We start from the raw sequence: 20,933 nt of genomic DNA, 5'->3' as shown, positions 1-20,933 counted from the left end.
CGCAGGAGCAAAGCGACGAGGAGATTGAAGCCGTGCCCCCGGAAAGCGTCCGCCATAACGGAAAACAACTAGATTTTATTTTGAGATCTTTAAATTATTCGTGTTTTCCATAAGAATAGAAGCAATTATGAAATTGATTCCGCATTATTAACAATCTCTACCTTAAACACAGCTAAAATTTAAAAGGCCTTTCATCTCCCTAAAGAGACGAAAAGCCTTTTCTTAGTATAATTTTCTGTTTAAAGTTGGAATGATTTGGATTGGGTTTCACAAACCATCCAGCCCATCTCATACTCATTTAACTAAGTGTCCTAGCATTACTGTGAAGTAAGCTTTAAGTAAATTGTACTTTCTTTTTTCAATTAATTCAACCGTCTAATCGGACTATGTTGTAATTAATTCACTCAAAAGTTATTTTAATATGATATTTCTAAATCTTGATGCAGCTTTTGTTCGCTTTGTTCCCACATTTGAGGATTGTGAGATTGTAAAAATTCCTTCAAGATTTCTTTTGAACGATCGTCCATAAAATCAACTAAAATTTGACGCTTCATGGACTTATCCATTCGATTGACATGGTCAGCTAAAATCTTATAACCACGTCGCTTCTCTCGATTTACTACCATCTCACAGGCAGCTACGCCGGCGTAATAAGGACCATCCTGTTTGTAATCGATTGTTACCCAAACTAACCAATATGGCTTCCCTCCAGCAGAATCTTCCCGATTGGTAGTAAATTTAATACCTCTTTCAGTATCGCTTCTTGCATGCATCGCACCAATTTCAACTTTGGCAGTGCCTTCTTCTATATCGATAATGACTGGAGAAACGTTCTCAAGTGAAAGAGAACCGATCCCATATCCCTTGTGACCATCAGTTGGATCGTTTTTAATAATGGTAAATCCTACTTTTTGTTTCGGTTTTTCTTCATTTGTCATGCGTATGCTCCTTTTCTTCTGTTATGATGTTAAGTATACTGATTATTTCTACAAAGGAGGTAACAAAATGCCATATGTAACAGTAAAAATGTTAGAAGGCCGTTCAGATGAACAAAAAAGAGAGCTAGTGGAAAAGGTTACTGCAGTAGTTGCAGAAACGACTAAAGCTCCAGTTGAGAATGTTGTCGTATTTATCGAAGAGATGCCTAAAAACCACTATGCGGTAGCTGGAACACTTCTTAGCGATAAATAAAGTAAACCAAAGCTATTCCTAGTGAATAGCTTTTTCATTCATCAAGTTCATCACAAACGAAAAAGCTTCCTCGATTTCCTCATCACTGTAATTCAACTTTCCTTTTACAACACGTACTTTTTCAATTTGTTCTTCCTTTGGAAAGTTCTCAAAGTAAAGCAATGTAGATACTAGCTCTAAAAACCGTGAGCTTTTCTCCTTCATTTGTTTAATGCAGGAATTTAATGCGGCACTAGGTTCTGCGATCTGAGCCATTTGAGTAAAGTGTTCCCCTGCATCGGTCATTTGATATTTATATTGGACGTAAGAGCCTTTATCCTGACGCTCCTCCTGCAAAAATGCCATATTACAAAGTTCCTCTATACGTAAGGTTAGCTCTTCAGAGTATGGGCCATATATATGGAAATCATATTTCTCTTTATATGGAAATTGTAGTTTCTTTGCGATATAGACCATTTTTTGTAATTTTTTTCTTCCCGTGATCCCGTCTGCTGCTCCGATAAATTGTACAATTTTTGCATGTTCCTCTAACAATACAAACCCACCTCTATTTTAGTAAATCAAGTATTTGTTTCTTCAAAGCCTTCTTCTTGCCGTCTGCAGTCAAAAAGTCCTCTGGAAAGTATAATTTATGATCTGTTCGTCGCTTACCTGAAATAGCTTCTACCACTTCCGATTGGCGAGAAAGTTCACGTATTTCCCCATTTGGCATTTGCAGGTGTATTGGGATACGCTCTCCCTCTTCTCCTGGTCTATAAAAATCGTAAGGCAAGTCTGATGACGAATCAAACACCAAATAATATTCTGGATCAATTCCAACTCGCTTAAAAAGCTGCTCTAATTCCTTCATTTTCACATAGTCTTTTGCCAAGTCAAATTCAATATATTGAAATAGCTTACGGTTAACAAAACGATTACATAAATCAGACAAAATGGCATCCTTTTCATTCATCCACAGCTGAAAATACGTTAACAATACCCCTTCATCTAATGCCAAATAATCATTTAGAGTAAAGGTCTTGTCAAAAAACCGAACAAAATGAGTAGGCTGCTGCTCGAAGGCATATCCGTTTTCACTCAAAGCTTTTGCTCTATGCAAAATTTTCGTAAGAATGACTTCTGCACTTCGTGAAACTGGGTGGAAGTATACTTGCCAATACATTTGGTAGCGGCTCATAATATAATCCTCTACCGCATGCATCCCAGTAGATTTAATAACTACCTGGTCATCGAGCGGTCTCATCACTCGTAAAATGCGTTCCATATCAAAATGACCATAGCTTACCCCAGTAAAATAAGCATCTCTTTGTAAATAATCCATACGGTCTGCATCTATTTGGCTTGAAATAAGACTTACCACTTGCTTGTTAGGATAAGTTTTCCCTATTACATCGGCAACTTTTTGAGGAAAATCAGGACTGACTCTTTTAAGTACCTCATTAACCTCTGTATCTCCAAGTAAGATTTGCTTTGTAAATTCCTCATGATCCAATCCAAATACATTTTCAAAGGCGTGAGAAAATGGTCCATGTCCCAAATCGTGTAGCAATGCTGCACATAATACTACCAGTCTTTCAGAAGGGTCCCATTCTGGTCTTCCTTCAAAACTATCATCTACGATTCGACGGACGATTTCATATACACCTAACGAGTGATTAAATCTGCTATGTTCTGCCCCATGAAAGACTAGATAAGTAGTACCCAGCTGTTTAATGCGACGAAGCCGTTGAAATTCTTTTGCCCCAATCACGTCCCAAATCACTTGATCTCGAACATGTATATAACGATGGACTGGATCCTTAAATACTTTTTCTTCTGCTAGCTTTTGCGTAGCATAGCTCATATCTCACCCTCCATGTCTCTTAAAAATGTAGCTCACTTCCTATTAACTATAAAGTATAAAGAAAAAAGCCGCTTATGGAAAGGCGGCAATAGTTCGTTACATATAGGATAACCTTCTTGCAAGGAATGTCTATTATTATGATTCCAGCTTGGCGCGTACTTTCTCCATTAATTCGTCCTCAGTTAAAGCTGCCACTGGACGATTATTTATAAAAGCAAACGTCTTTTTACGCCCTGGACCGCAGTAGGACTGACATTCTTTAATCTCAACCTCTGCCTCTGGATCGATTGCTTTTAGCTTTGGAATTAATGTTTTTAAATTAACGGCCTGACACTCATCGCAAACTCGAAAATGGTTTGCCATAGTACACAACCCTTTCTATAAATAGATATTGTCTACACGTCATTGTATCTTAAAGTTTATATTGCTATCAAGTGTAAATTACGTGAATAAAAGAGCGATATGTTGTCCATGATGTTAATAGAACAACGAAACTATGAACATGGTAGGAGGACAAACATGGTAAAAATCAGACAAGACGCATGGATGAGAGAAAACGATGAATTGTTAGCTGAATTGGTGTTAAGACACGTTCGCGAAGGTAGCACCCAGTTAAACGCTTTTGAGGAAGCTGGTGACGAGTTAAACCGTACTGCAGCAGCTTGTGGATTTAGATGGAATGCAGTAGTTCGCCATCAATATGAAACAGAGCTAAAAGAAGCAAAGAAAGAACGCAAAGAAAAGCTTCGTATTTTAGGAAAAGATTACAGACGTAGAGGAAATGGAATCTACCTAGCGAAACCTCAGGAAGAGGGAGAACGCACTCAATCTATTCCGGTTTCTGCATTATCGATAGATATAATCATTGCTTATCTAGTACGACTGCAGCATAGTGATTCAGATATTTCTAGATATCGTCATATGGCAACGATCTCAAATGAAAAGATTCGTAAGTTAGAAAGCGAGCTTGCCAAACTCGAAAAAGAAAATGCTGCTATTAAACAAGATTACGAGCAATTCGTACAAATCATGAACCGTGCCCGTCGACTAGTAACATTAAACGACGAAGAAATGCCAGCAGTGCCAGTATTTCAAATGGAGAAAAACGGCAACCTAGTAACAAAAGAACCACCAACCGTTTAATGGATTGGTGGTTTTTTTTTGATTATATCAGCATTTCGTTGCAGTTAGATAGACATACTCAATGTGCGCAATAAAACTTTTTTATGCGTATGGCTTGGTTATCCTTCTAGCATTTTTTGATTTCGTTTTAGTACTCTTTCTAAGTAGAATCGATAAAGTTCCGCTTCTTCCTGCATAAGTGATTGAGAGACCACTTGCTCGGACCTTTGATGCAGTAGTTGTTGAATTCGAATGACTACATCCTGCACTGTAAAGGTCGCTTGCAGCAGCTCATTAAGTGAAGCCATGACCTCAGGTTTTATACTAGGGTAACTAAACTTAGTATCCTCTCCCTGAACCCCTACTTCATAAAATTCTTGAATAAGGTGTGCTCTTTCGCTTCCGCTTCCTTCAACGCAAAGGTACACCTGGACAGCTATGCCTTGTCTCAATCTTCGCTGAGAGATCCCAGCAAATTTTTTGCCTCCAATACTTAAATCATAGGATCCGGGACAATATGAGCCTACTATTTCATAAGCTTCTATTTTTCCCTGAGCCTCTGGGAAAAGTTGCTGGACAAAAGCCAACATAACCTCGTAGCCAGTAGGTATGTCTATGGAATTTTCCTTTTCAGACAACACGATGGATATATTTAGGACACCCTCATCTAATACAACCGCAAGTCCTCCTGAATTTCGAACGATAGGATTGTAGCCTCGCGTACGTAAGAAATCTTGAGCCTCTTCTACAAAAGGTAATCTATGATCCTGAATCCCCATTACTACTGTTTGATCATGTACCCACGTTCTTACGGTTGCTGGGGACTGCCCCTGACCGACTACATGACAAAGTAAATCGTCAGCTGCAAAGGATTCCAATGCAGAGCGGCTTTTTCCGCTAAGTGACTGATCCCAAAAACGCCATGTTTGTTGCTCCAATAAAACATCTATTTCTGACATCCCTATTCTCCTTAATCTAGTGCTTGAGCTGCTGTAATATAAGCAAGCTTGTATACATCCTCTGCATTGCAGCCTCGTGATAAGTCATTTACTGGGGCATTCAATCCCTGCAGTATCGGCCCAATTGCTTCAAATCCTCCAAGACGCTCTGCTATTTTATATCCTATATTGCCTGACTCCAACGAAGGAAAAACAAAAACATTTGCATCTCCTCTCACTGTGGCACCTGGTGCTTTTTTATCCGCAATGGACGGAACAATACTTGCATCGAATTGAAGCTCTCCTTCTATCACTAGCTGAGGTGCGCGTTCTCTTGCAAGCCTTGTTGCTTGGACGACTTTGTCCGTCTCCTCCGATTTTGCGGAACCTTTAGTAGAAAAAGATAGCATTGCCACCTTTGGCTCTATACCAAATGCAGCAGCTGTCTTAGCTCCCTCCACTGCAATTTCTGCTAAGTCATCACTTGTCGGAGCAATTGTAATGGCACAGTCGGCAAAAATATAGCGTGTATCATTCTTTACCATTAGAAATGCCCCACTAGTCTTAGTAATTCCAGGCTTTGTTTTGATAATTTGTAAGGCCGGTCGCACAGTTTCTGCTGTTGTATGTGCTGCTCCACTTACTAGCCCGTCCGCTTTTTTTGTATAAACAAGCATTGTGCCAAAATAGTTAACATCCTTTAAGATTTCTCTTGCCTCTTCTATAGTCACTTTACCGTTGCGTCTTTCCACAAAAGCATTTACTAGTTCGTCCATATGTTCGTAGGTTGCGGGGTTCAACACCTGTAAGCCACTTGGAATATCCCTCTCATTTCCTATGACAATAGGCTGAATTACTCCCTCTGCCTGCAATTTTAATGCTGCCTCAATTATTCTTGGATCGTTTCCCTCTGGTAATATAATGGTTACATTTTTACTTTGCAGCTTGCCTTTTATTTCTGTAAATAAATCAGCCATAATAACGCCCCCATCAGGATATATTTGTACATTAAGCATACACGAGTTTGTCACAGATTGTCATGTAAAAGTGGGGCTAAAAGGGGAATTCTAAAAGCTGGTATGGTAAACTAAATATGCGAAATATTTATTAAAGGGAGTGTCTTATATAATGAATGAAGCAGCTATTACATTAGATGGTTGGTACGTTTTACATGATTTCCGCCAAATGGATTGGGCATCATGGAAACAAGTAGATCCTGAACTTCGTAAACAAGCAACAGATGAGTTCGTTGCCTTTTTAGATGAATTACAACAAGCAGACGATGCAAAAACTGGAGCTCACGCTTTCTATACTATTGTGGGCCAAAAAGCAGACTTTATGTTAATGACGTTACGTCCAACTATGGATGAATTGCAAGAGCTAGAAGCGAGATTCAACAAGTTAACAATCGCTGACTTTACGATTCCTGCATATTCATACGTATCAGTAGTAGAATTATCTAACTACCTGTCTGGTGAGTCAAATGAAGATCCATATCAAAATCCACATGTGCGCTCACGTCTATATCCACAGCTTCAACGCTCTCAATACGTTTGCTTCTACCCAATGGACAAGCGTCGTGATGGTAACGATAACTGGTATATGCTTCCTATGGAGCAACGCAAAGAGTTAATGCGTAGCCATGGAATGATCGGTCGCAGCTATGCAGGAAAAGTGAAACAGATTATCTCAGGTTCTGTCGGCTTTGACGATTTTGAATGGGGAGTAACTTTATTCTCAGATGATGTACTTCAATTTAAAAAATTAGTATATGAAATGCGCTTTGATGAAGTAAGCGCTCGCTATGGCGAGTTCGGTTCGTTCTTCGTTGGTACTATTTTAGAAGGCGAAAAACGCTCTACATTTTTCAATCTTTAATATGAACATATAAAAGGCTGCCTTCTTTTGGTAGTCTCAGACTGTAGCACAAACCCCATGAATTTTGGTGTTTGCCTACAGTCTTTTTCTTTAAGATGGAGATAAAGCTTGTTAATGCCGCTTCGAGCGGACGCTTCCTGGATTACCCGGAAAAGGGGAAGAAATCGAAATTGTTTCTACACCTTTTGTCTACAATCTGAGACTGCCTTTGGGTAGTCTTTTTTATATGCAAAATTTGTCATGATAGGTCATTTCTTAACATAGTTTAATGTAGGAGGTGATGCATTGGCGGTAGTTCGTGCGACTTCGAAAGACATCGATCTACTAGCAAGGCTAATGCGAGCAGAAGCAGAGGGCGAAGGCGAACTAGGAATGCTAATGGTTGGTAATGTAGGTGTAAATCGAGTTCGTACAGCTTGTTTAGATTTTACAGATATACGAAACCTCGAGCAAATGGTTTTTCAACGTCCCGGTGGCTTTGAGGCAACTACTAAGCCCTACTTTTACCAGCGTGCAAGAGATAGTGATCTAAAACTAGCACAACGTGTAGTTAACGGTGAGCGTTTTCATCCTGCTACCTGATCATTATGGTTTTTTGATCCAGGCGAGAGTACTCCATGTCCTGCACAATGGTATGGTCAATGGAATACCGGACGCTTTAAAGCACACTGTTTCTTTTCGCCTACCGAAGAAGAATGTCCAGAGATTTAAAAAAAGAGAGGATGTATAAATGGTTCAGTATTATTGGTATCCAGGTGGCTATCCAAACCAACAGTACTCGCAAGGGCAACAGGTTCCGGGGCAACAACCGCCCCAACAGCAATATACTCCTGGGATCCAAATACCTGCCGGTGGACGGTCAGCAGAAGAATCCTATGTGGAGAACATTTTAAGAGCCAACAAAGGAAAATTAGGAACTTTTTATTTTACTTTTGAAAACAATGCAACACGAAACAATGTAGTCCTGAACGGATATGTAGAGGCTGCTGGACGCGATCATGTGATTATTAGTGATCAAAATGGGAAACGATACTTAATGTTAATGATTTACTTTGATTATGCGACGTTCGATGAAGAAATAAATTACTATTAACCATAGGCAAGGCTTATTCTTTAAGGAGTAAGCCTTTTTCCTGTTACGCTAGCACTGTTCCCAGAAACTCTGCTTCCTCTTCAAACATATAATGCAGATTTTTTCCACAATGTATCATTAGACTGAACAAAGTAAAACGTGAAAATGGAGTTTTCTAATTTCACGTTTTTAAATTGAACTACTAGATATGTCCCAAGTCTATTTTAATTTGACATGTTTTTTACTAAATGGCTAAGAGTTCAAGTAATACGATGCTCCTAAATAGCTAGTTTCTATCATTCTCATTCTTTTTATGATTACTTATCGTACGTTTAAGACTTTCTTTTTGCCTTTTAGCTATTTCACTAGGTGTCATATTTAAAAAAGCGTTAACATTTTTAATATCTTTATTTTCTTGCATGTTATATCGACTTTCATTATTGGCCGCCACGAATGAACCCCATCCAGAGTAAGTAGTGCCAATACCAGAAGAGTTGTATTCAAATTCTATTTGAATATTTCCGATTTTTTCAATTTGCTTCATATACTTTTTATGGTTTACACCCATGTACCAAGCATAGCCATATACTTTTGCATCAAGTATTTCTGAGATAGTGAGTTTTTCGTTGTTATTCATAAACGCTTTTACAATAAAATTTGTTCCGAACTTATCGCTACCCTTAAGATTTTCTAAAACTACTGCTCCAGAGTAGCTTCCATCATCTAATAAGATAGATAGTACATCTCCTTTTTCAAAAAGAGCAGGCTTAAATCTTACCTGTTTGGGTTTTTTAGGTTTCTCTTTGGGAGTAGATAATTTGGTTAGAAATGATAAAAGTGCTTTTTCTCTTTTTTTTATGTCTTGGTTGGAAGCTCCAAGTTCTCTCCAACATTTTATATCGCTACCGCTTTCTATGATCTCCTTAATCTTTTTATAAAGTTTATCATTTTGCATGCCGCATTCCCAAGCTGCAAACCCTGCTGCAAAATATAGATTGTGTAAAGAATCCTCGTCTTCTTTAAACTCATTTTCATACGTTTCGATAACTTTATATATTACAGTTTCAATAGGTACCCCTTTATTAAATTCGTCCATTATGTCCTCATATATATCTGCATATTTATCATTTGATGATATTGCGGTACCCCAAGTCCCCATTATAATCCCCCTTATATTTCCCATTTTATTGAATTTACCTTGTTAGTTTGAGTTTAACATTTAACTGACCAAACCACTTCATGAATAAAAAAAGCGCACTCCAGTTAAAATCCAGAGCTCGCTTTTAAAATGATTAATTTGCATATTTTACGGCTGCAACGATTAGCATAACCCAGCCGATTAGGAATGCCACTCCACCGATTGGTGTGATTGCTCCTAAAATACTAATTCCCGTTAAGCTAAGTACGTACAGACTTCCGGAGAAAATAACGATACCCGCTAGGATTAAATAGCCTGCTACGTTTAACTGTGATACTGGTCCTAATAGTTTACTGCTCATTAAAATACCAATGGCAACTAATGCAAGCGCATGAAACATTTGATATTGAACCGCTGTTTCCCATGTCGCTAAATACTTGTCAGCCACTCGACCTTCTAATAAATGTGCTCCGAATGCTCCAAGGGCTACGGATAAGAAGCCATTAATAGCACCTGCGATGATAAAAAATTTCAAGCTGTTCCCTACTTTCTATTATTAAAAATCAAATAATGACTCTCCGTTTGCATCGTCTTCCTTCAAGGGTGCAGAAGGGACAGTTAAGTTTGCTGCCTTAACGGAGGGCGTTTGAAGTACTATTGGACTTTCTGTTTGTGGCACAGTTAGAGCTACGTCACATAAAGCCTTTATAGCCGCTAAACTTTCCCGGATGGATTGTTCCCCCGATGCAGTCTTTGCCTCTTGAAGCTGTTTTTCTATTTGCATTAAAATCTGTCTGTTCGAAATCACTTGTTATGCCCCTCCAGTTGCTTTGGTTCAAATTTTAAGCACTCCACGCCTGAGGATCTTTTGACTAACGCAGAAGGAAGCTCCCTTGTTTTAAATTGGTAAGCCCTACAGCCACGTGGATGATTCGCATCCCAGGTGGTAAAAAAATGTCGACACTTAAAACAATTTACAGCCAATTTTTCTCCCTACTTTCTATCGTTATCCTAGCATAATTAGAGGCAAAAATCGATTGGCTTTTCATTCATGGACACTAACTGTTCATTTATTTGAGAGTAGGGTCTGCTTCCCAAGAATCCTCGGTGAGCACTTAGAGGACTTGGGTGAGTTGATTGGATAATGTAGTGTTTGGTCGTGTCGATCAGCTTTAACTTAGCTTGTGCAGGCTTACCCCATAAAACAAAAATAATTGGCTTTTCACGTTCAGATAGCTTCTGTATAACTGTATCTGTGAAGCGCTCCCAGCCCATGCCTTTATGCGAGTTTGCCTCACCTGCTTTGACAGTTAAAACCGTATTTAACAACAAGACACCATGCTTCGCCCATTTTTCTAGATAACCGTGTGAAGGAATTGGACATCCTAAATCCTCTTCTAGCTCCTTGAACATGTTACGCAAGCTTGGTGGAATTTTAACTCCTGGCTTTACTGAAAAGCTTAAACCATGGGCCTGTCCTGGGCCATGATAGGGATCTTGCCCAAGTATAACCACCTTTACAGCATCATATGGCGTTAATCGAAACGCACTTCCCACCTCTTCTCGTGGTGGATAGATCGTGTGCTCAGCATATTCCTGATCTAGAAAGGACTGTAACTCCTTAAAGTAAGGCTTATCCCATTCTGCACCTAATAATTCTTTCCAATTTGGCATTTAATCACTCCTTAAACTCCACTTGCACGTCATATTCAATGAGCTGGAACATTTCCTGTACGGATTTTACAGCATTTTCTTCTGCAAGCTCCAGAATACCTTGTCCGGTAGATTCTTCAATCATCATTTCTTTGGCAGTTGCAGCTAGTTCATAGGCTTCTTCTATGTCTGCCTTTTCACGAAATAATCCTTCATACGAAAATACCTCTACTTGGTCAAACAATATTTCAGGTCCTCCTAAAAATTCTGGTTTAGGCAATGTTAAAACAGCAGTCTTGTTTTCTTCATTAACCTTAATATCTGATTCGGTTACCTCTGAAAAATTAACCCCTGCCTTCACGGATCCTGGAACTACGACTAAAAGCTGCCTTTTGGTTCCTGGTAAGTCTAGTCCAATCTCTTTTCCAAATACTGCATTATCTTGTCGTTCTATAATTACTTTCGTATATGCTTGCGCAGTTGATAACTCATTAAGACCTTGTACTCTTTCAACAAAGGAACCCTTGGATTCCGTAAAGGTACTACCTTGAATCGCCCAGAATGCTGCAAATGGCAATGCTGCAATTAGTAAGAATGCTAAGACTGAGATGAGCAAGATTGTTTTAAATTTGAATCTAGATAAAAATAATGGCATCCTCCAGAGGTTTAACCCTCCTCGCCTAGGAGAATCTTCTACGATGGTAGCAGCACTTTCCTCATTTTGAGCTTTCAATTCTTTTAATAGCTTTTCCATTTCTCGAATCTTGTCATCTTGTTTCATCCTCATCCCTCTCCTTCTATTAAACTACTACGTTTACAGTATCGAAAAGTTTCCCTATTAACAACTATTCCGCCCAATGATACGATGGTAAAAAGGGGAAATGCATATGGCAAATTTTGAATTTCGAGAAAAACTAAAAAAACTGGAGGATTCAGCTGTGAAAAACGATGTTCCACCAAAGGCAACGAGTATGGGTTTCGGTTGCTTTTTACTAGGAACTATATTTTTTATAGGAATCCTTGTTTACTTAACTATCTCACTTTATATAAATAAAATTTATATTGGCGGGACGATAACTCTTTTCGTTTCAATCACATTTGCTTTTATAGTGTTCAAGCTTTGGACTGCTCCAAAGCTGCCGTAATTGAATTTTCATATCTATCTGATACAATTAATGAAATAACTTTCACGCAAAAGGAGAACTTTTACATGTCTATTAAAAAAACATTAACAATTGCAGGTTCTGATACTTCTGGCGGCGCTGGTATACAAGCAGACTTAAAAACATTCCAAGAGCATGGAACCTATGGTATGAATGTTCTCACTGTCATCGCTACAATGGACCCGGATAATAATTGGAGTCACCATGTGTTTTCCCTTCCTGTGGATGAAATTAAACGTCAAGCAAAAACGGCTTTATCCACTAATGTAGATGCTATTAAAACTGGTATGCTAAGTACCGAGGATATTATCGAAGCAGCAGGTAAAATTATTGAAGAGTCTGGTGTAACTAGTATCGTAATCGATCCTGTCATGGTTTGTAAGGGCGAGGATGAGGTATTGAACCCTGGTACTGTAGACTCCATGATCACTCATTTATTGCCACGTGCACTTGTTGTTACTCCAAATCTATTTGAAGCTGGTCAGCTTTCAGGACTGGGAATACTTAAATCAATCGAAGATATGAAGGCAGCTGCCGAAAAAATTCATGAGCTTGGGGCAAAAAACGTAGTGATCAAGGGCGGTAAACAATTGGCCCACGATAAAGCGGTCGACCTTTTCTACGATGGACAAACTCATACATTATTAGAAACAGAAAAAACGGAAACGACTTATAACCATGGTGCCGGCTGTACATTTGCTGCTGCAATTACAGCAAACCTAGCAAATGGACTTTCTGTTGCAGAATCTGTATTAGAAGCTAAAGAATTTGTTTCCTCTGCAATCGCTCATGGCTGGAAGTTAAACCAATACGTAGGACCTGTACTTCATGGCGCTAAAGGAAAATTCGGTGCTCCAGAAGTGACAACAACTACAGTCTAATAAACCCCTTACTCGCAAAGTCTAACAGGGCTTTGCGAGTTTTTATATTTCATGCAGATTGACCTAAATAATGGCTCAATCATTCGCTTGCAGAACTATTTTTCATTATACTATTAACAGACAGTATGCTAGGAGGCAATGAAAGTATGGAAATAGTGAATAAGGAACAATTACAAGAGCTATTAAATAGCTTTGCAAATGAAGATGTATACATTCATTTAGAAACAACAAATGGTGCTTATGCCACTCATTTCAACGAAAATGTGTTTAATGCAGGTGCATTTATTCGGAATGTAGTGATTCGCTACGAGCTTGGTAAGGTCGCTGGAGAAGCTCCTCATCGAGTAGGTTTAAAGCTCCCCCATGGATGGGTATATGCTCAAGGTATTACACATTATGAATTAGATGAGCATGGTAGATTATTAATGGCTGGTCACGATCAAAGTGGAAAGCTTGCAGTCGCACTTGAAATTAGCAAAACACCGTTTACATATTAAGGAGGAAGAAAAATGACTTTACCAATGGAACGATCCGTGTTGGTCGTATTCCCTCACCCAGATGACGAGGCGTTTGGAGTTTCTGGAACAATAGCTACTTATGTAAAACAAGGAATCCCTGTTACATACGCATGCTTGACCTTAGGGGAAATGGGTCGCAATCTTGGAAACCCTCCTTTTGCAACTCGCGAGACACTGCCACAAGTTCGCAAGCAAGAGCTGCTAGCCTCTGCAAAAGCAATGGGCGTTACCGATTTAAGAATGATGGGTCTTCGTGACAAAACAGTAGAATTTGAAGATGACGAAAAGATGGTCCAAATGATGGCAGATTTAATCGCTGACACAAACCCATCTTTGGTTATTACCTTCTATCCTAACTACGCTGTGCATCCTGACCATGACGCGACCGGTAGAGCAATGATTCGTGCAGTACGAAGAATGCCAAAGGACCAACGTCCAAAAGTTTATGCACTAGCTTTTTCGAATGATTCGAAAGAGGTATTAGGAGAACCAGACATCATCCATAACATTTCTGAATCGAGTGAAGAAAAAATGGGTTCCATGCGTGCCCACATTTCTCAAACGGCTTGGATGCTAGAAGAAATGGAAAAACGTCTAGCGGACGGAGAACCAGAAGCAGAAAACTGGTTACACTTTGAACGCTTCTACACATACGATTTTAATAAAGATTTCGAATAATAGAACATTGCTCATAGCTATAGACTTAGCTTCTCTAATGAATTATCATGTGTAAAACATCTATTTCATGCATAATTATTCAAAAAGAAAGTTGGCCTTCACTTGAAAAAATTCAGCTTATTTACTTGGCTTCTCTTTCTTCTCCCTTCTATAGCTGGTGTCATCCTTTTCATGATCCCGTTACCAATCGGAGGAGAAATAAAGATTCCTATCGCATGGTTTGCAAGTCTATTATCTGGTGTACTTGAACCTATTGTTCATTGGATTGCTTTAATCACCTTATTCCTTGCGGCTATTGGTTCTCTAATATTTTTATTTATACCAAAGAACGAATCATTTATTAACAATCTTTTTAAGGTTTCTATATTTTGGACAATCACAAGAGTTGTCGGTGCAATTTTTTCTGTCTTAATCATTTTCCAAATTGGTCCAGAGGCTATTTGGAGCGAGGATACGGGAGGACTTTTGTTAGCTCCTGATGGGTTGGTTTCCTTCCTATTTACGATTTTCCTATTCGCGGGACTACTCCTTCCCCTTCTTTTAAATTTCGGATTACTGGAGTTTTTCGGCACGATGATGGTTAAAATCATGCGCCCTCTATTTAAGCTCCCAGGACGCTCAGCAGTTGATGCACTTACATCCTGGGTTGGAGATGGAACAATTGGGGTCTTGTTGACTAGTAGACAATATGAGGAAGGCTATTACACGAAAAAAGAAGCAGCAATTATTGGCTCAACTTTTTCCGTTGTATCTATTACCTTCTGTATCGTCGTATTGGAACAAGTCGGTTTAGAGAAATACTTTGCTCCTTATTACTTAACTGTTCTGCTATGTGGCGTTGTCCTGGCATTTATCATGCCTCGTATTTATCCTTTAGCTGGCAAAGAAGATGTGCATATTGATGGACGCCCATTAGACTTGGATGCAGAGAAATTTCCTGAGAATTATAATGCTGTCACACATGGTTTAGAAAATGCCTTAAAAACAGCAGATAAAAATCGCTCTATTACGAAGTTCTTCTCTGATGGAATTAAGAATGTTATCGATATGTATATTGGTGTTGCTCCAGTAGTATTAGCATTTGGAACTATTGCATTAATGCTCGCAGAGTATACTCCTTTCTTCACTATATTAGGTAAACCATTTGAGCCATTGCTTCTATTATTCGGAATACCTGAGGCTGCTGAGGCTGCACAAACAATGGTAGTCGGCTTTGCCGATATGTTCCTGCCTACTATCTTAGGCGCATCAATTGACTCTGAGCTTACAAGATTCTTTATAGCAACTATGTCAGTTACTCAGTTGATCTACATGTCTGAGGTCGGTGGATTATTACTCGGCTCTAAAATACCGGTTAACTTTAAAGACTTAATCGTTATTTTCTTATTACGTACGCTGATTTCATTCCCAATCATAGCAGCAGTTGCACATATACTATTTTAAAAGGAAAACGCTTGGAAAACTCCAAGCGTTTTTTCTATAGTGTTAGAAATCAACTAACGAAGGTCACCTTAGTTATTAAGATAAAAGCAATACTAAAGAAAATAGCTCTTATTTTAATGGAACGCCTAACTAACTCCTCATCTACTCGAGGATCTTCAAGGTAGGCTTTTTTATTTGATAAACTAATAGCCTTTGTGGGATTCCTATATTGCCATATAGTAACTACATAGAAAGAAATCACTATTATTACAAATAGAACAATTTTAAACATGAAGCCCTCCCTTTACAACATAATAAGTTCTTCGTTTAGTTCTACATTTACACGAAAATTCCTTTTAAAAAAGCGGTTGAGACATAACTCTCCTCCAAATAAAAAGACTCGAAAAATCTACGACCTGGTAAAATTTTCGAGGCTTCTATTTAAATTTTTGTAATTGTTTTCCGTTACAGCGGACGCTTTCCGGGGGCACGGCTTCAATCTCCTCGTCGCTTTGCTCCTGCGGGGCTTTCAGCTCGCGCTATTCCCCCAGGAGTCGCCGCTTCCTCTCCAAACAAAATGCATGAAAGAATTTCCAAATAAGCTGACTAAAAAAAAAACGTGAAATCAAGTTGCTGATCTCACGTTTATGAATTAGTGTGGCAAAAAAATTAATTGAAATGCAAATAGGATAGCGAAAATATAAAGCATGAGATTAACCTTTTTCGCTTCCCCTTTAATTACTTTCAACAGTGGATAAACGATAAATCCAAAAGCAATACCTGTTGAAATGCTTGATGTAAGAGGCATGATTAAAATAATCAAGAAAGCTGGGAATGCTTCGTCAAATTTACTCCACTCAATCTCTTTCACAGATCCAATCATCAAGGCACCAACAATGATTAAGGTTGGCGAGGTAATAGCTGCAACACTGGACAGCGCACCCACTAAAGGTCCGAAGAATGATGCAACGATGAAAAGTACAGCTACAGTTAAGCTAGTTAAACCAGTACGACCACCAACAGCTACACCAGAGGAAGACTCAACAAATGCTGTTGTTGGACTAGTTCCGAACATTGACCCAACAGTAGTGGCTACTGAATCTGCTAATAGCGCTTGTCGTGCGCGTGGAAGCTTATCATCTTTCATCAAGCCAGCTTGCTTAGCGACACCAACCATCGTACCTGTTGTATCGAACAGCGTAACTAAAATAAAGGAAAATACTACTCCATATAAACCGTAAGAAATAACCTGTCCAATTGCCTCTATTGGATTCCAAATTAAAATACCTTCTGGTAGATGTGGAACAGCTACCACCTTTTCGATATGTAATTGATTGGTAAGCGCAGCTACTATACCAGTAACGACCATACCGATAAATAATGCTCCATTTATATTACGCACCATCAAAATGACTGTGAATATTAAACCAAATAACGTCAGCAAAACACCTGGAGAAGTTAAATCCCCTAACATCACCAAGTTGCTATCACTAGCAACAACTACCTTTGACATACGTAAGCCTAAAAAAGCAATAAATAAACCGATCCCTGCGGTAATGGCATACTTCAAATTAGAGGGAATCGCGGTAATTAACTTTTCACGTAAAGGTGTTAAAGATAAAATAATAAAAATTATACCTGCTACAAAAACAGCTGCAAATGCTGTTATATAATCAATTTTACCATCTGATGCTAATACAACTGCATAAGTGAAATATGCGTTTAATCCCATACCGGGAGCTATAGCTATTGGATAGTTGGCGCAAATTGCCATCCATAATGTACCGATAACAGCAGAAATAATAGTTGCCATAAATACTTGGTCTAGTGGTACACCTGCATCCGATAAAATAATTGGATTTACCACTACAATATATACCATAGTAAGGAATGTGGTCATTCCTGCAATAAGCTCAGTCTTCACATTGGTACCGTGTTCCTTCAAACGAAACATCTTATTACCTTCTTCCTTAAACACGAACGATTTTAACAACATTAATCATATTATTCGTTTTTCAGATAAATTTCAACCCTTTTGATCAAATTTATTATTCTCTAAATTCTTTGTGAAAGGTTTGAAATAAAATATATTCTAATTAGTATTGTTTTTAAAGCTATTTTTTATGCTATATAAAAGTAGATACAATAGAAAAAGCAGATTCCCTTAAAAGGAACCTGCTGTTTTTTTGCTTCTCAATGTTTGTAGCATATCTTTTGTCATAGCGTCTAAATCATATTTATAGGAGAAGCCCCATTCTTCTTTAGCTGCTGTCGCATCAATATTATCTGGCCAGCTATTAGCAATTGCTTGGCGAACTGGATCCACATCATAGCTCATCTGGAAGTTTGGTATTTCCTTTCGGATAGAAGCTGCAATTTGTTCTGGTTCAAAGCTCATTGCCGTTACATTAAATGCATTACGATGGATTAACTTAGATGGATCTGCCTCCATTAAATCGACAATTGCTTGAAGCGCATCCGGCATATACATCATATCCATAAATGTTCCTTCTGCGATATAAGAAGTGTAAGCTCCATCCTCTAATGCTTTATAGTAAATGTCTACTGCATAGTCAGTGGTTCCCCCGCCTGGTAATGTCTCGTTGGAGATCAATCCCGGGAAACGTACTCCCCTAGTATCCAATCCAAATTTATGGAAGTAGTAATCACATAACAATTCTCCAGACACTTTGTTTACTCCATACATCGTTGTTGGACGCTGCAATGTATCCTGAGGCGTGTCTTTCTTAGGAGTGGATGGCCCAAAAGCGCCTATAGAACTCGGTGTAAAGAATTGCATTCCTAGCTCACGTGAAGCTTCCAAAGCATTTACTAGACCACCCATATTTAAATTCCATGCTAAAAGTGGTTTCGCTTCTGCTGTTGCAGAAAGTAATGCAGCCATATGAACCATTGTATCTGCTTGGAATTCCTTCGCCAGCTGATGCATTTTTTCACCATCTGTTACATCTAAAATATCAAAGGGACCACTTTCCGTTACTGGCGATACTATATGTCTGATATCTGTTGCCAAAATATTATTTGAACCATATTCTTTTCGTAGTTTCGTCACTAGCTCCGAGCCAATTTGTCCTAATGCTCCGGTAACCATTATTTTTTTCATCTTTATTTCTCCCTTTCAAAAACATTTGTATTTTTGGGAAGTACATTATATTAATAAAACACCTTGATATGACTATGTTTATCAGGAATTAATTATATCGTGTTCATTCGTGAAATACAACCAAATACATTTTCGATTTTTGGTATAATAATTAGATTAGGAGGTATTTATGAAAATAATAAAGTACGCACTCATCTTTGTATTAGGAGTAATATTGGCTACAGCAATGATGTTTCTAGAGTTACCGTTCTGGTTCATTTATGTATCAGTTGTAGTAATTTATTTACTTTTGTTAGTCGCCCCACAAATGTATACCGTTTATAAATCCAAGGATCTAAATAAAATTGAACACTACTTGGAAAAGAATAAACGAAAACCCATATTTGCTTACCCGCTAGCTTTAAAAACTGGTGATCAAGAACAAATTGTTCGCTCCATAGAGGAGATTTTGAAAAGACATAAACAACCCTATATGCAGGAAGTATATAAAACAATGTTGGCCCTTTTTGAAAACAACGTCTCCAAATTCGAGCAGCTAGCCAAACAAATAAGCAAAGAACCACTTCGCACTTATTACATAGCATACGCAGAAGCACTTAAAGGAAACTTTGACGAGGCCACTACTCTAAAAAATCAACTGCCAAAAGAATGGATGCAGCACGCAATTGCAGCTGTCATAGCAAAACAACAAGGCAACATCGATCTCTTTGAGAAAGAAGTAGACAAATCCATCGACCTAGCAACAGGCGTTCAAAAATATAGTCTCTATTACTCTTTTCAATTAGATACAGATTGAGAGAAGTTGTTGAGTGAATGTTGATCGACCGATTATTCGGGGAAACCGACCGATTATGGACCAGAACCAACCGATTATTTGAGAAAACCGACCGATTTTTGAACCGAACCGACCGATTATGAATAAAAACCGACCGATTCCAATAAAAAAAGCCCGCCTTGGCGGGTTTTCATCTGTTTAGGTGACTCTTTCTCCGTTTTATGTTGCACTTCACACTCATTTAGGTGCCCCTCGCATTGATTTAGGTGACACTTCTCTCACTTTTAGGTGCAGTTCCACTCTTTAGGTGACAATTTCTCCATCTTATGTAGCAATTCTCACTCATTTAGGTGCACCTCGCTTTTATTTATGTTCACTTTTTTAGGTTTACGGGCTCCTCCACTTTTTATGGGACACTCTCATCCTTTTATGGGACACTCCTAACCTATTTACGGGCGCCTTCCGCTCATTTATGGGACACTTTTTGGAGTTTACGGGCGCTTCCACTCTTTATGGGACACTCTCATCCTTTTATGGGACACTTCTAACCTATTTATGGGCGCCTTCCGCTCATTTATGGGACACTTTTTGGAGTTTACGGGCGCCTCTACTTTTTATGGGACACTCTCATCCTTTTATGGGACACTTCTAACCTATTTATGGGCGCATTCCCCATGTTTATGGGTGGTCCAACATCCCCCCCTAGCTCCATTCCCCTATGACTTGCCCAGTCTTTTATTCCAGCTGCCACCTCACCCCACAAAAAAAGCTACCAAATCAATTGGTAGCGGTTATTCATCCTTATTTAATTACGCCTAGTTCTTTTCCTACTTTTTCATAGGTAGCGATGGCTTCGTCTAGCATTTCTTTTGTATGGGCTGCTGTTGGCATGTTGCGCACTCTGCCGGTTCCTTTTGGTACTGTTGGGAACACGATAGATTTTGCGTAGACACCTTCTTCAAACAGTCGTTTAGAGAATTGTTGCGTTAGCTTTTCGTCTCCGATGATGCATGGAGTGATTGGTGTTTCAGAATCACCGATGTTAAATCCAAGCTTCGATAGGCCAGATTTAAGGTAGTCTCCATTTTCCCATAGCTTGTCATGAAGCTCTGTAGAATCGATAATCATTTGGACTGCTGCAGTGATTGCTGCTACATCGCCAGGTGGTAAGGCTGTAGAAAATAGGAATGGACGTGAACGAACTTTTAACCAGTCGATTAAGTCCTTCTTCCCTGCAACGTATCCGCCAACTACTCCGATTGCTTTGGAAAGAGTACCGATTTGGAAATCAATTTCTTTTTCTAGTCCAAAGTGCTTCACTGTACCTTTACCCTTACCTGTCACACCAGAGCCATGTGCATCATCCACATAGGTGATTAGGTCAAACTCTTTTGCTATTTCTACGATTTCTGGAAGCTTCGCGATGTCACCATCCATAGAAAACACACCATCTGTAATGACCATAACTTTATTGTACTGGCCTGATTCTGTTGCTTCCTTTGCTTTCTTGCGAAGATCCTCCATGTCGGAGTGATTG

At 38.9% G+C, this 20,933-nt stretch carries 25 protein-coding genes and 1 pseudogene; 11 read left to right on the top strand and 15 right to left on the bottom strand.

What is annotated here, in order from left to right; translation table 11 throughout:
* Window positions 1–416 precede the first annotated feature (416 nt).
* On the bottom strand, window positions 417–938 hold the full coding sequence (locus tag Q0371_RS03005) for a YwhD family protein (protein ID WP_169361403.1): 522 nt from the start codon (window positions 936–938) through the stop codon (window positions 417–419).
* A 67-nt stretch (window positions 939–1,005) separates the two neighbouring features.
* Here Q0371_RS03005 and Q0371_RS03000 point away from each other — a divergent pair, with 67 nt between their 5' ends.
* Window positions 1,006–1,191, top strand: coding sequence for a 2-hydroxymuconate tautomerase (locus tag Q0371_RS03000; RefSeq protein WP_169361402.1), 186 nt, complete (start codon window positions 1,006–1,008; stop codon window positions 1,189–1,191).
* Window positions 1,192–1,209: 18 nt separating this feature from the next.
* Here the strand turns inward: Q0371_RS03000 and Q0371_RS02995 are convergent, their stop codons facing one another.
* The 3 genes from Q0371_RS02995 to Q0371_RS02985 form a co-directional block, all read right to left on the bottom strand.
* Complete coding sequence (locus Q0371_RS02995) at window positions 1,210–1,725, bottom strand: YwgA family protein (protein ID WP_298468096.1); 516 nt, start codon at window positions 1,723–1,725, stop codon at window positions 1,210–1,212.
* 13 nt (window positions 1,726–1,738) lie between these two features.
* The gene (locus Q0371_RS02990; protein WP_251557139.1) at window positions 1,739–3,034 is read right to left on the bottom strand and encodes an HD domain-containing protein; all 1,296 of its coding nucleotides are present in this window, start codon (window positions 3,032–3,034) and stop codon (window positions 1,739–1,741) included.
* Between the two features lie 135 nt (window positions 3,035–3,169).
* Complete coding sequence (locus Q0371_RS02985) at window positions 3,170–3,397, bottom strand: DUF1450 domain-containing protein (RefSeq protein WP_144539789.1); 228 nt, start codon at window positions 3,395–3,397, stop codon at window positions 3,170–3,172.
* A gap of 156 nt (window positions 3,398–3,553) precedes the next feature.
* On the opposite strand from Q0371_RS02985, the gene Q0371_RS02980 reads away from it, so the two are divergent.
* Window positions 3,554–4,177 carry an RsfA family transcriptional regulator gene (locus tag Q0371_RS02980; protein ID WP_169361399.1) on the top strand — a complete coding sequence of 208 codons (624 nt, stop codon included), beginning with the start codon at window positions 3,554–3,556 and terminating at the stop codon, window positions 4,175–4,177.
* Between the two features lie 98 nt (window positions 4,178–4,275).
* Here Q0371_RS02980 and Q0371_RS02975 read toward each other — a convergent pair whose 3' ends face one another.
* Both Q0371_RS02975 and pta read right to left on the bottom strand, forming a co-directional pair.
* Entirely contained in the window at window positions 4,276–5,106 is an 831-nt protein-coding gene (locus Q0371_RS02975) for a lipoate--protein ligase family protein (protein ID WP_298468230.1), read from the bottom strand.
* A gap of 20 nt (window positions 5,107–5,126) precedes the next feature.
* Complete coding sequence (gene pta / locus Q0371_RS02970; RefSeq protein WP_298468086.1) at window positions 5,127–6,071, bottom strand: phosphate acetyltransferase; 945 nt, start codon at window positions 6,069–6,071, stop codon at window positions 5,127–5,129.
* A 151-nt stretch (window positions 6,072–6,222) separates the two neighbouring features.
* On the opposite strand from pta, the gene hemQ reads away from it, so the two are divergent.
* The 3 genes and pseudogenes from hemQ (at window position 6,223) to gerQ (ending at window position 8,065) form a co-directional block, all read left to right on the top strand.
* Window positions 6,223–6,972 (top strand): hydrogen peroxide-dependent heme synthase, encoded by a 750-nt coding sequence (gene hemQ / locus Q0371_RS02965; RefSeq protein WP_169361397.1) that lies wholly within the window; start codon window positions 6,223–6,225, stop codon window positions 6,970–6,972.
* Window positions 6,973–7,257: 285 nt separating this feature from the next.
* Window positions 7,258–7,683 (top strand): annotated as a pseudogene (locus tag Q0371_RS02960) (cell wall hydrolase).
* Window positions 7,684–7,702: 19 nt separating this feature from the next.
* The gene (gene gerQ, locus Q0371_RS02955; protein WP_251557143.1) at window positions 7,703–8,065 is read left to right on the top strand and encodes a spore coat protein GerQ; all 363 of its coding nucleotides are present in this window, start codon (window positions 7,703–7,705) and stop codon (window positions 8,063–8,065) included.
* A 265-nt stretch (window positions 8,066–8,330) separates the two neighbouring features.
* On the opposite strand, the gene Q0371_RS02950 is transcribed toward gerQ, so the two are convergent.
* From Q0371_RS02950 to Q0371_RS02925, 6 genes are all read right to left on the bottom strand, one after another.
* A complete protein-coding gene (locus Q0371_RS02950) occupies window positions 8,331–9,203 on the bottom strand; it encodes a hypothetical protein (RefSeq protein ID WP_298468081.1) in 873 nt (290 codons plus the stop codon).
* Between the two features lie 133 nt (window positions 9,204–9,336).
* Entirely contained in the window at window positions 9,337–9,717 is a 381-nt protein-coding gene (locus Q0371_RS02945) for a DUF423 domain-containing protein (protein ID WP_169361458.1), read from the bottom strand.
* Between the two features lie 21 nt (window positions 9,718–9,738).
* A complete protein-coding gene (locus tag Q0371_RS02940) occupies window positions 9,739–9,990 on the bottom strand; it encodes a YwdI family protein (protein ID WP_298468074.1) in 252 nt (83 codons plus the stop codon).
* Window positions 9,987–10,166, bottom strand: a complete 180-nt coding sequence (locus tag Q0371_RS02935; RefSeq protein ID WP_169361456.1) for a uracil-DNA glycosylase — start codon at window positions 10,164–10,166, stop codon at window positions 9,987–9,989. Before Q0371_RS02935 ends, Q0371_RS02940 begins: the two co-directional genes overlap by 4 nt.
* Before the next feature lie 36 nt (window positions 10,167–10,202).
* On the bottom strand, window positions 10,203–10,856 hold the full coding sequence (ung, locus tag Q0371_RS02930) for a uracil-DNA glycosylase (RefSeq protein ID WP_298468070.1): 654 nt from the start codon (window positions 10,854–10,856) through the stop codon (window positions 10,203–10,205).
* A gap of 4 nt (window positions 10,857–10,860) precedes the next feature.
* Entirely contained in the window at window positions 10,861–11,616 is a 756-nt protein-coding gene (locus tag Q0371_RS02925; protein ID WP_251557148.1) for a DUF4230 domain-containing protein, read from the bottom strand.
* A 106-nt stretch (window positions 11,617–11,722) separates the two neighbouring features.
* Between Q0371_RS02925 and Q0371_RS02920 the strand changes: the two genes are divergently transcribed.
* The 5 genes from Q0371_RS02920 to Q0371_RS02900 all read left to right on the top strand — a co-directional run bounded on the left by Q0371_RS02920 (window position 11,723) and on the right by Q0371_RS02900 (window position 15,518).
* A complete protein-coding gene (locus Q0371_RS02920; RefSeq protein WP_298468065.1) occupies window positions 11,723–11,980 on the top strand; it encodes a hypothetical protein in 258 nt (85 codons plus the stop codon).
* 65 nt (window positions 11,981–12,045) lie between these two features.
* On the top strand, window positions 12,046–12,879 hold the full coding sequence (thiD, locus tag Q0371_RS02915) for a bifunctional hydroxymethylpyrimidine kinase/phosphomethylpyrimidine kinase (protein ID WP_298468062.1): 834 nt from the start codon (window positions 12,046–12,048) through the stop codon (window positions 12,877–12,879).
* Between the two features lie 146 nt (window positions 12,880–13,025).
* Window positions 13,026–13,376 carry a YojF family protein gene (locus Q0371_RS02910; protein WP_251557154.1) on the top strand — a complete coding sequence of 117 codons (351 nt, stop codon included), beginning with the start codon at window positions 13,026–13,028 and terminating at the stop codon, window positions 13,374–13,376.
* 12 nt (window positions 13,377–13,388) lie between these two features.
* Entirely contained in the window at window positions 13,389–14,075 is a 687-nt protein-coding gene (bshB2, locus tag Q0371_RS02905; protein WP_298468056.1) for a bacillithiol biosynthesis deacetylase BshB2, read from the top strand.
* A 102-nt stretch (window positions 14,076–14,177) separates the two neighbouring features.
* Window positions 14,178–15,518, top strand: a complete 1,341-nt coding sequence (locus Q0371_RS02900; RefSeq protein ID WP_298468053.1) for a YjiH family protein — start codon at window positions 14,178–14,180, stop codon at window positions 15,516–15,518.
* Between the two features lie 631 nt (window positions 15,519–16,149).
* Here the strand turns inward: Q0371_RS02900 and Q0371_RS02895 are convergent.
* Together Q0371_RS02895 and Q0371_RS02890 are read right to left on the bottom strand one after the other, a co-directional pair.
* Entirely contained in the window at window positions 16,150–17,451 is a 1,302-nt protein-coding gene (locus Q0371_RS02895; RefSeq protein ID WP_298468050.1) for an NCS2 family permease, read from the bottom strand.
* A 210-nt stretch (window positions 17,452–17,661) separates the two neighbouring features.
* Window positions 17,662–18,621 carry an L-threonine 3-dehydrogenase gene (locus Q0371_RS02890; RefSeq protein WP_298468047.1) on the bottom strand — a complete coding sequence of 320 codons (960 nt, stop codon included), beginning with the start codon at window positions 18,619–18,621 and terminating at the stop codon, window positions 17,662–17,664.
* A 169-nt stretch (window positions 18,622–18,790) separates the two neighbouring features.
* Between Q0371_RS02890 and Q0371_RS02885 the strand changes: the two genes are divergently transcribed.
* Complete coding sequence (locus Q0371_RS02885) at window positions 18,791–19,417, top strand: hypothetical protein (RefSeq protein ID WP_298468044.1); 627 nt, start codon at window positions 18,791–18,793, stop codon at window positions 19,415–19,417.
* A 780-nt stretch (window positions 19,418–20,197) separates the two neighbouring features.
* Here the strand turns inward: Q0371_RS02885 and Q0371_RS02880 are convergent.
* Window positions 20,198–20,933, bottom strand: a 736-nt coding sequence (locus Q0371_RS02880; protein WP_298468041.1) for an aminotransferase class I/II-fold pyridoxal phosphate-dependent enzyme, incomplete at its 5' end; no start/stop codon positions are given.

This window comes from uncultured Psychrobacillus sp. (genome assembly GCF_938022135.1).
Lineage (GTDB): Bacteria > Bacillota > Bacilli > Bacillales_A > Planococcaceae > Psychrobacillus.
Note: the sequence above shows the minus strand (reverse complement) of the source record. Positions and strands in the feature narration are given on the sequence as shown.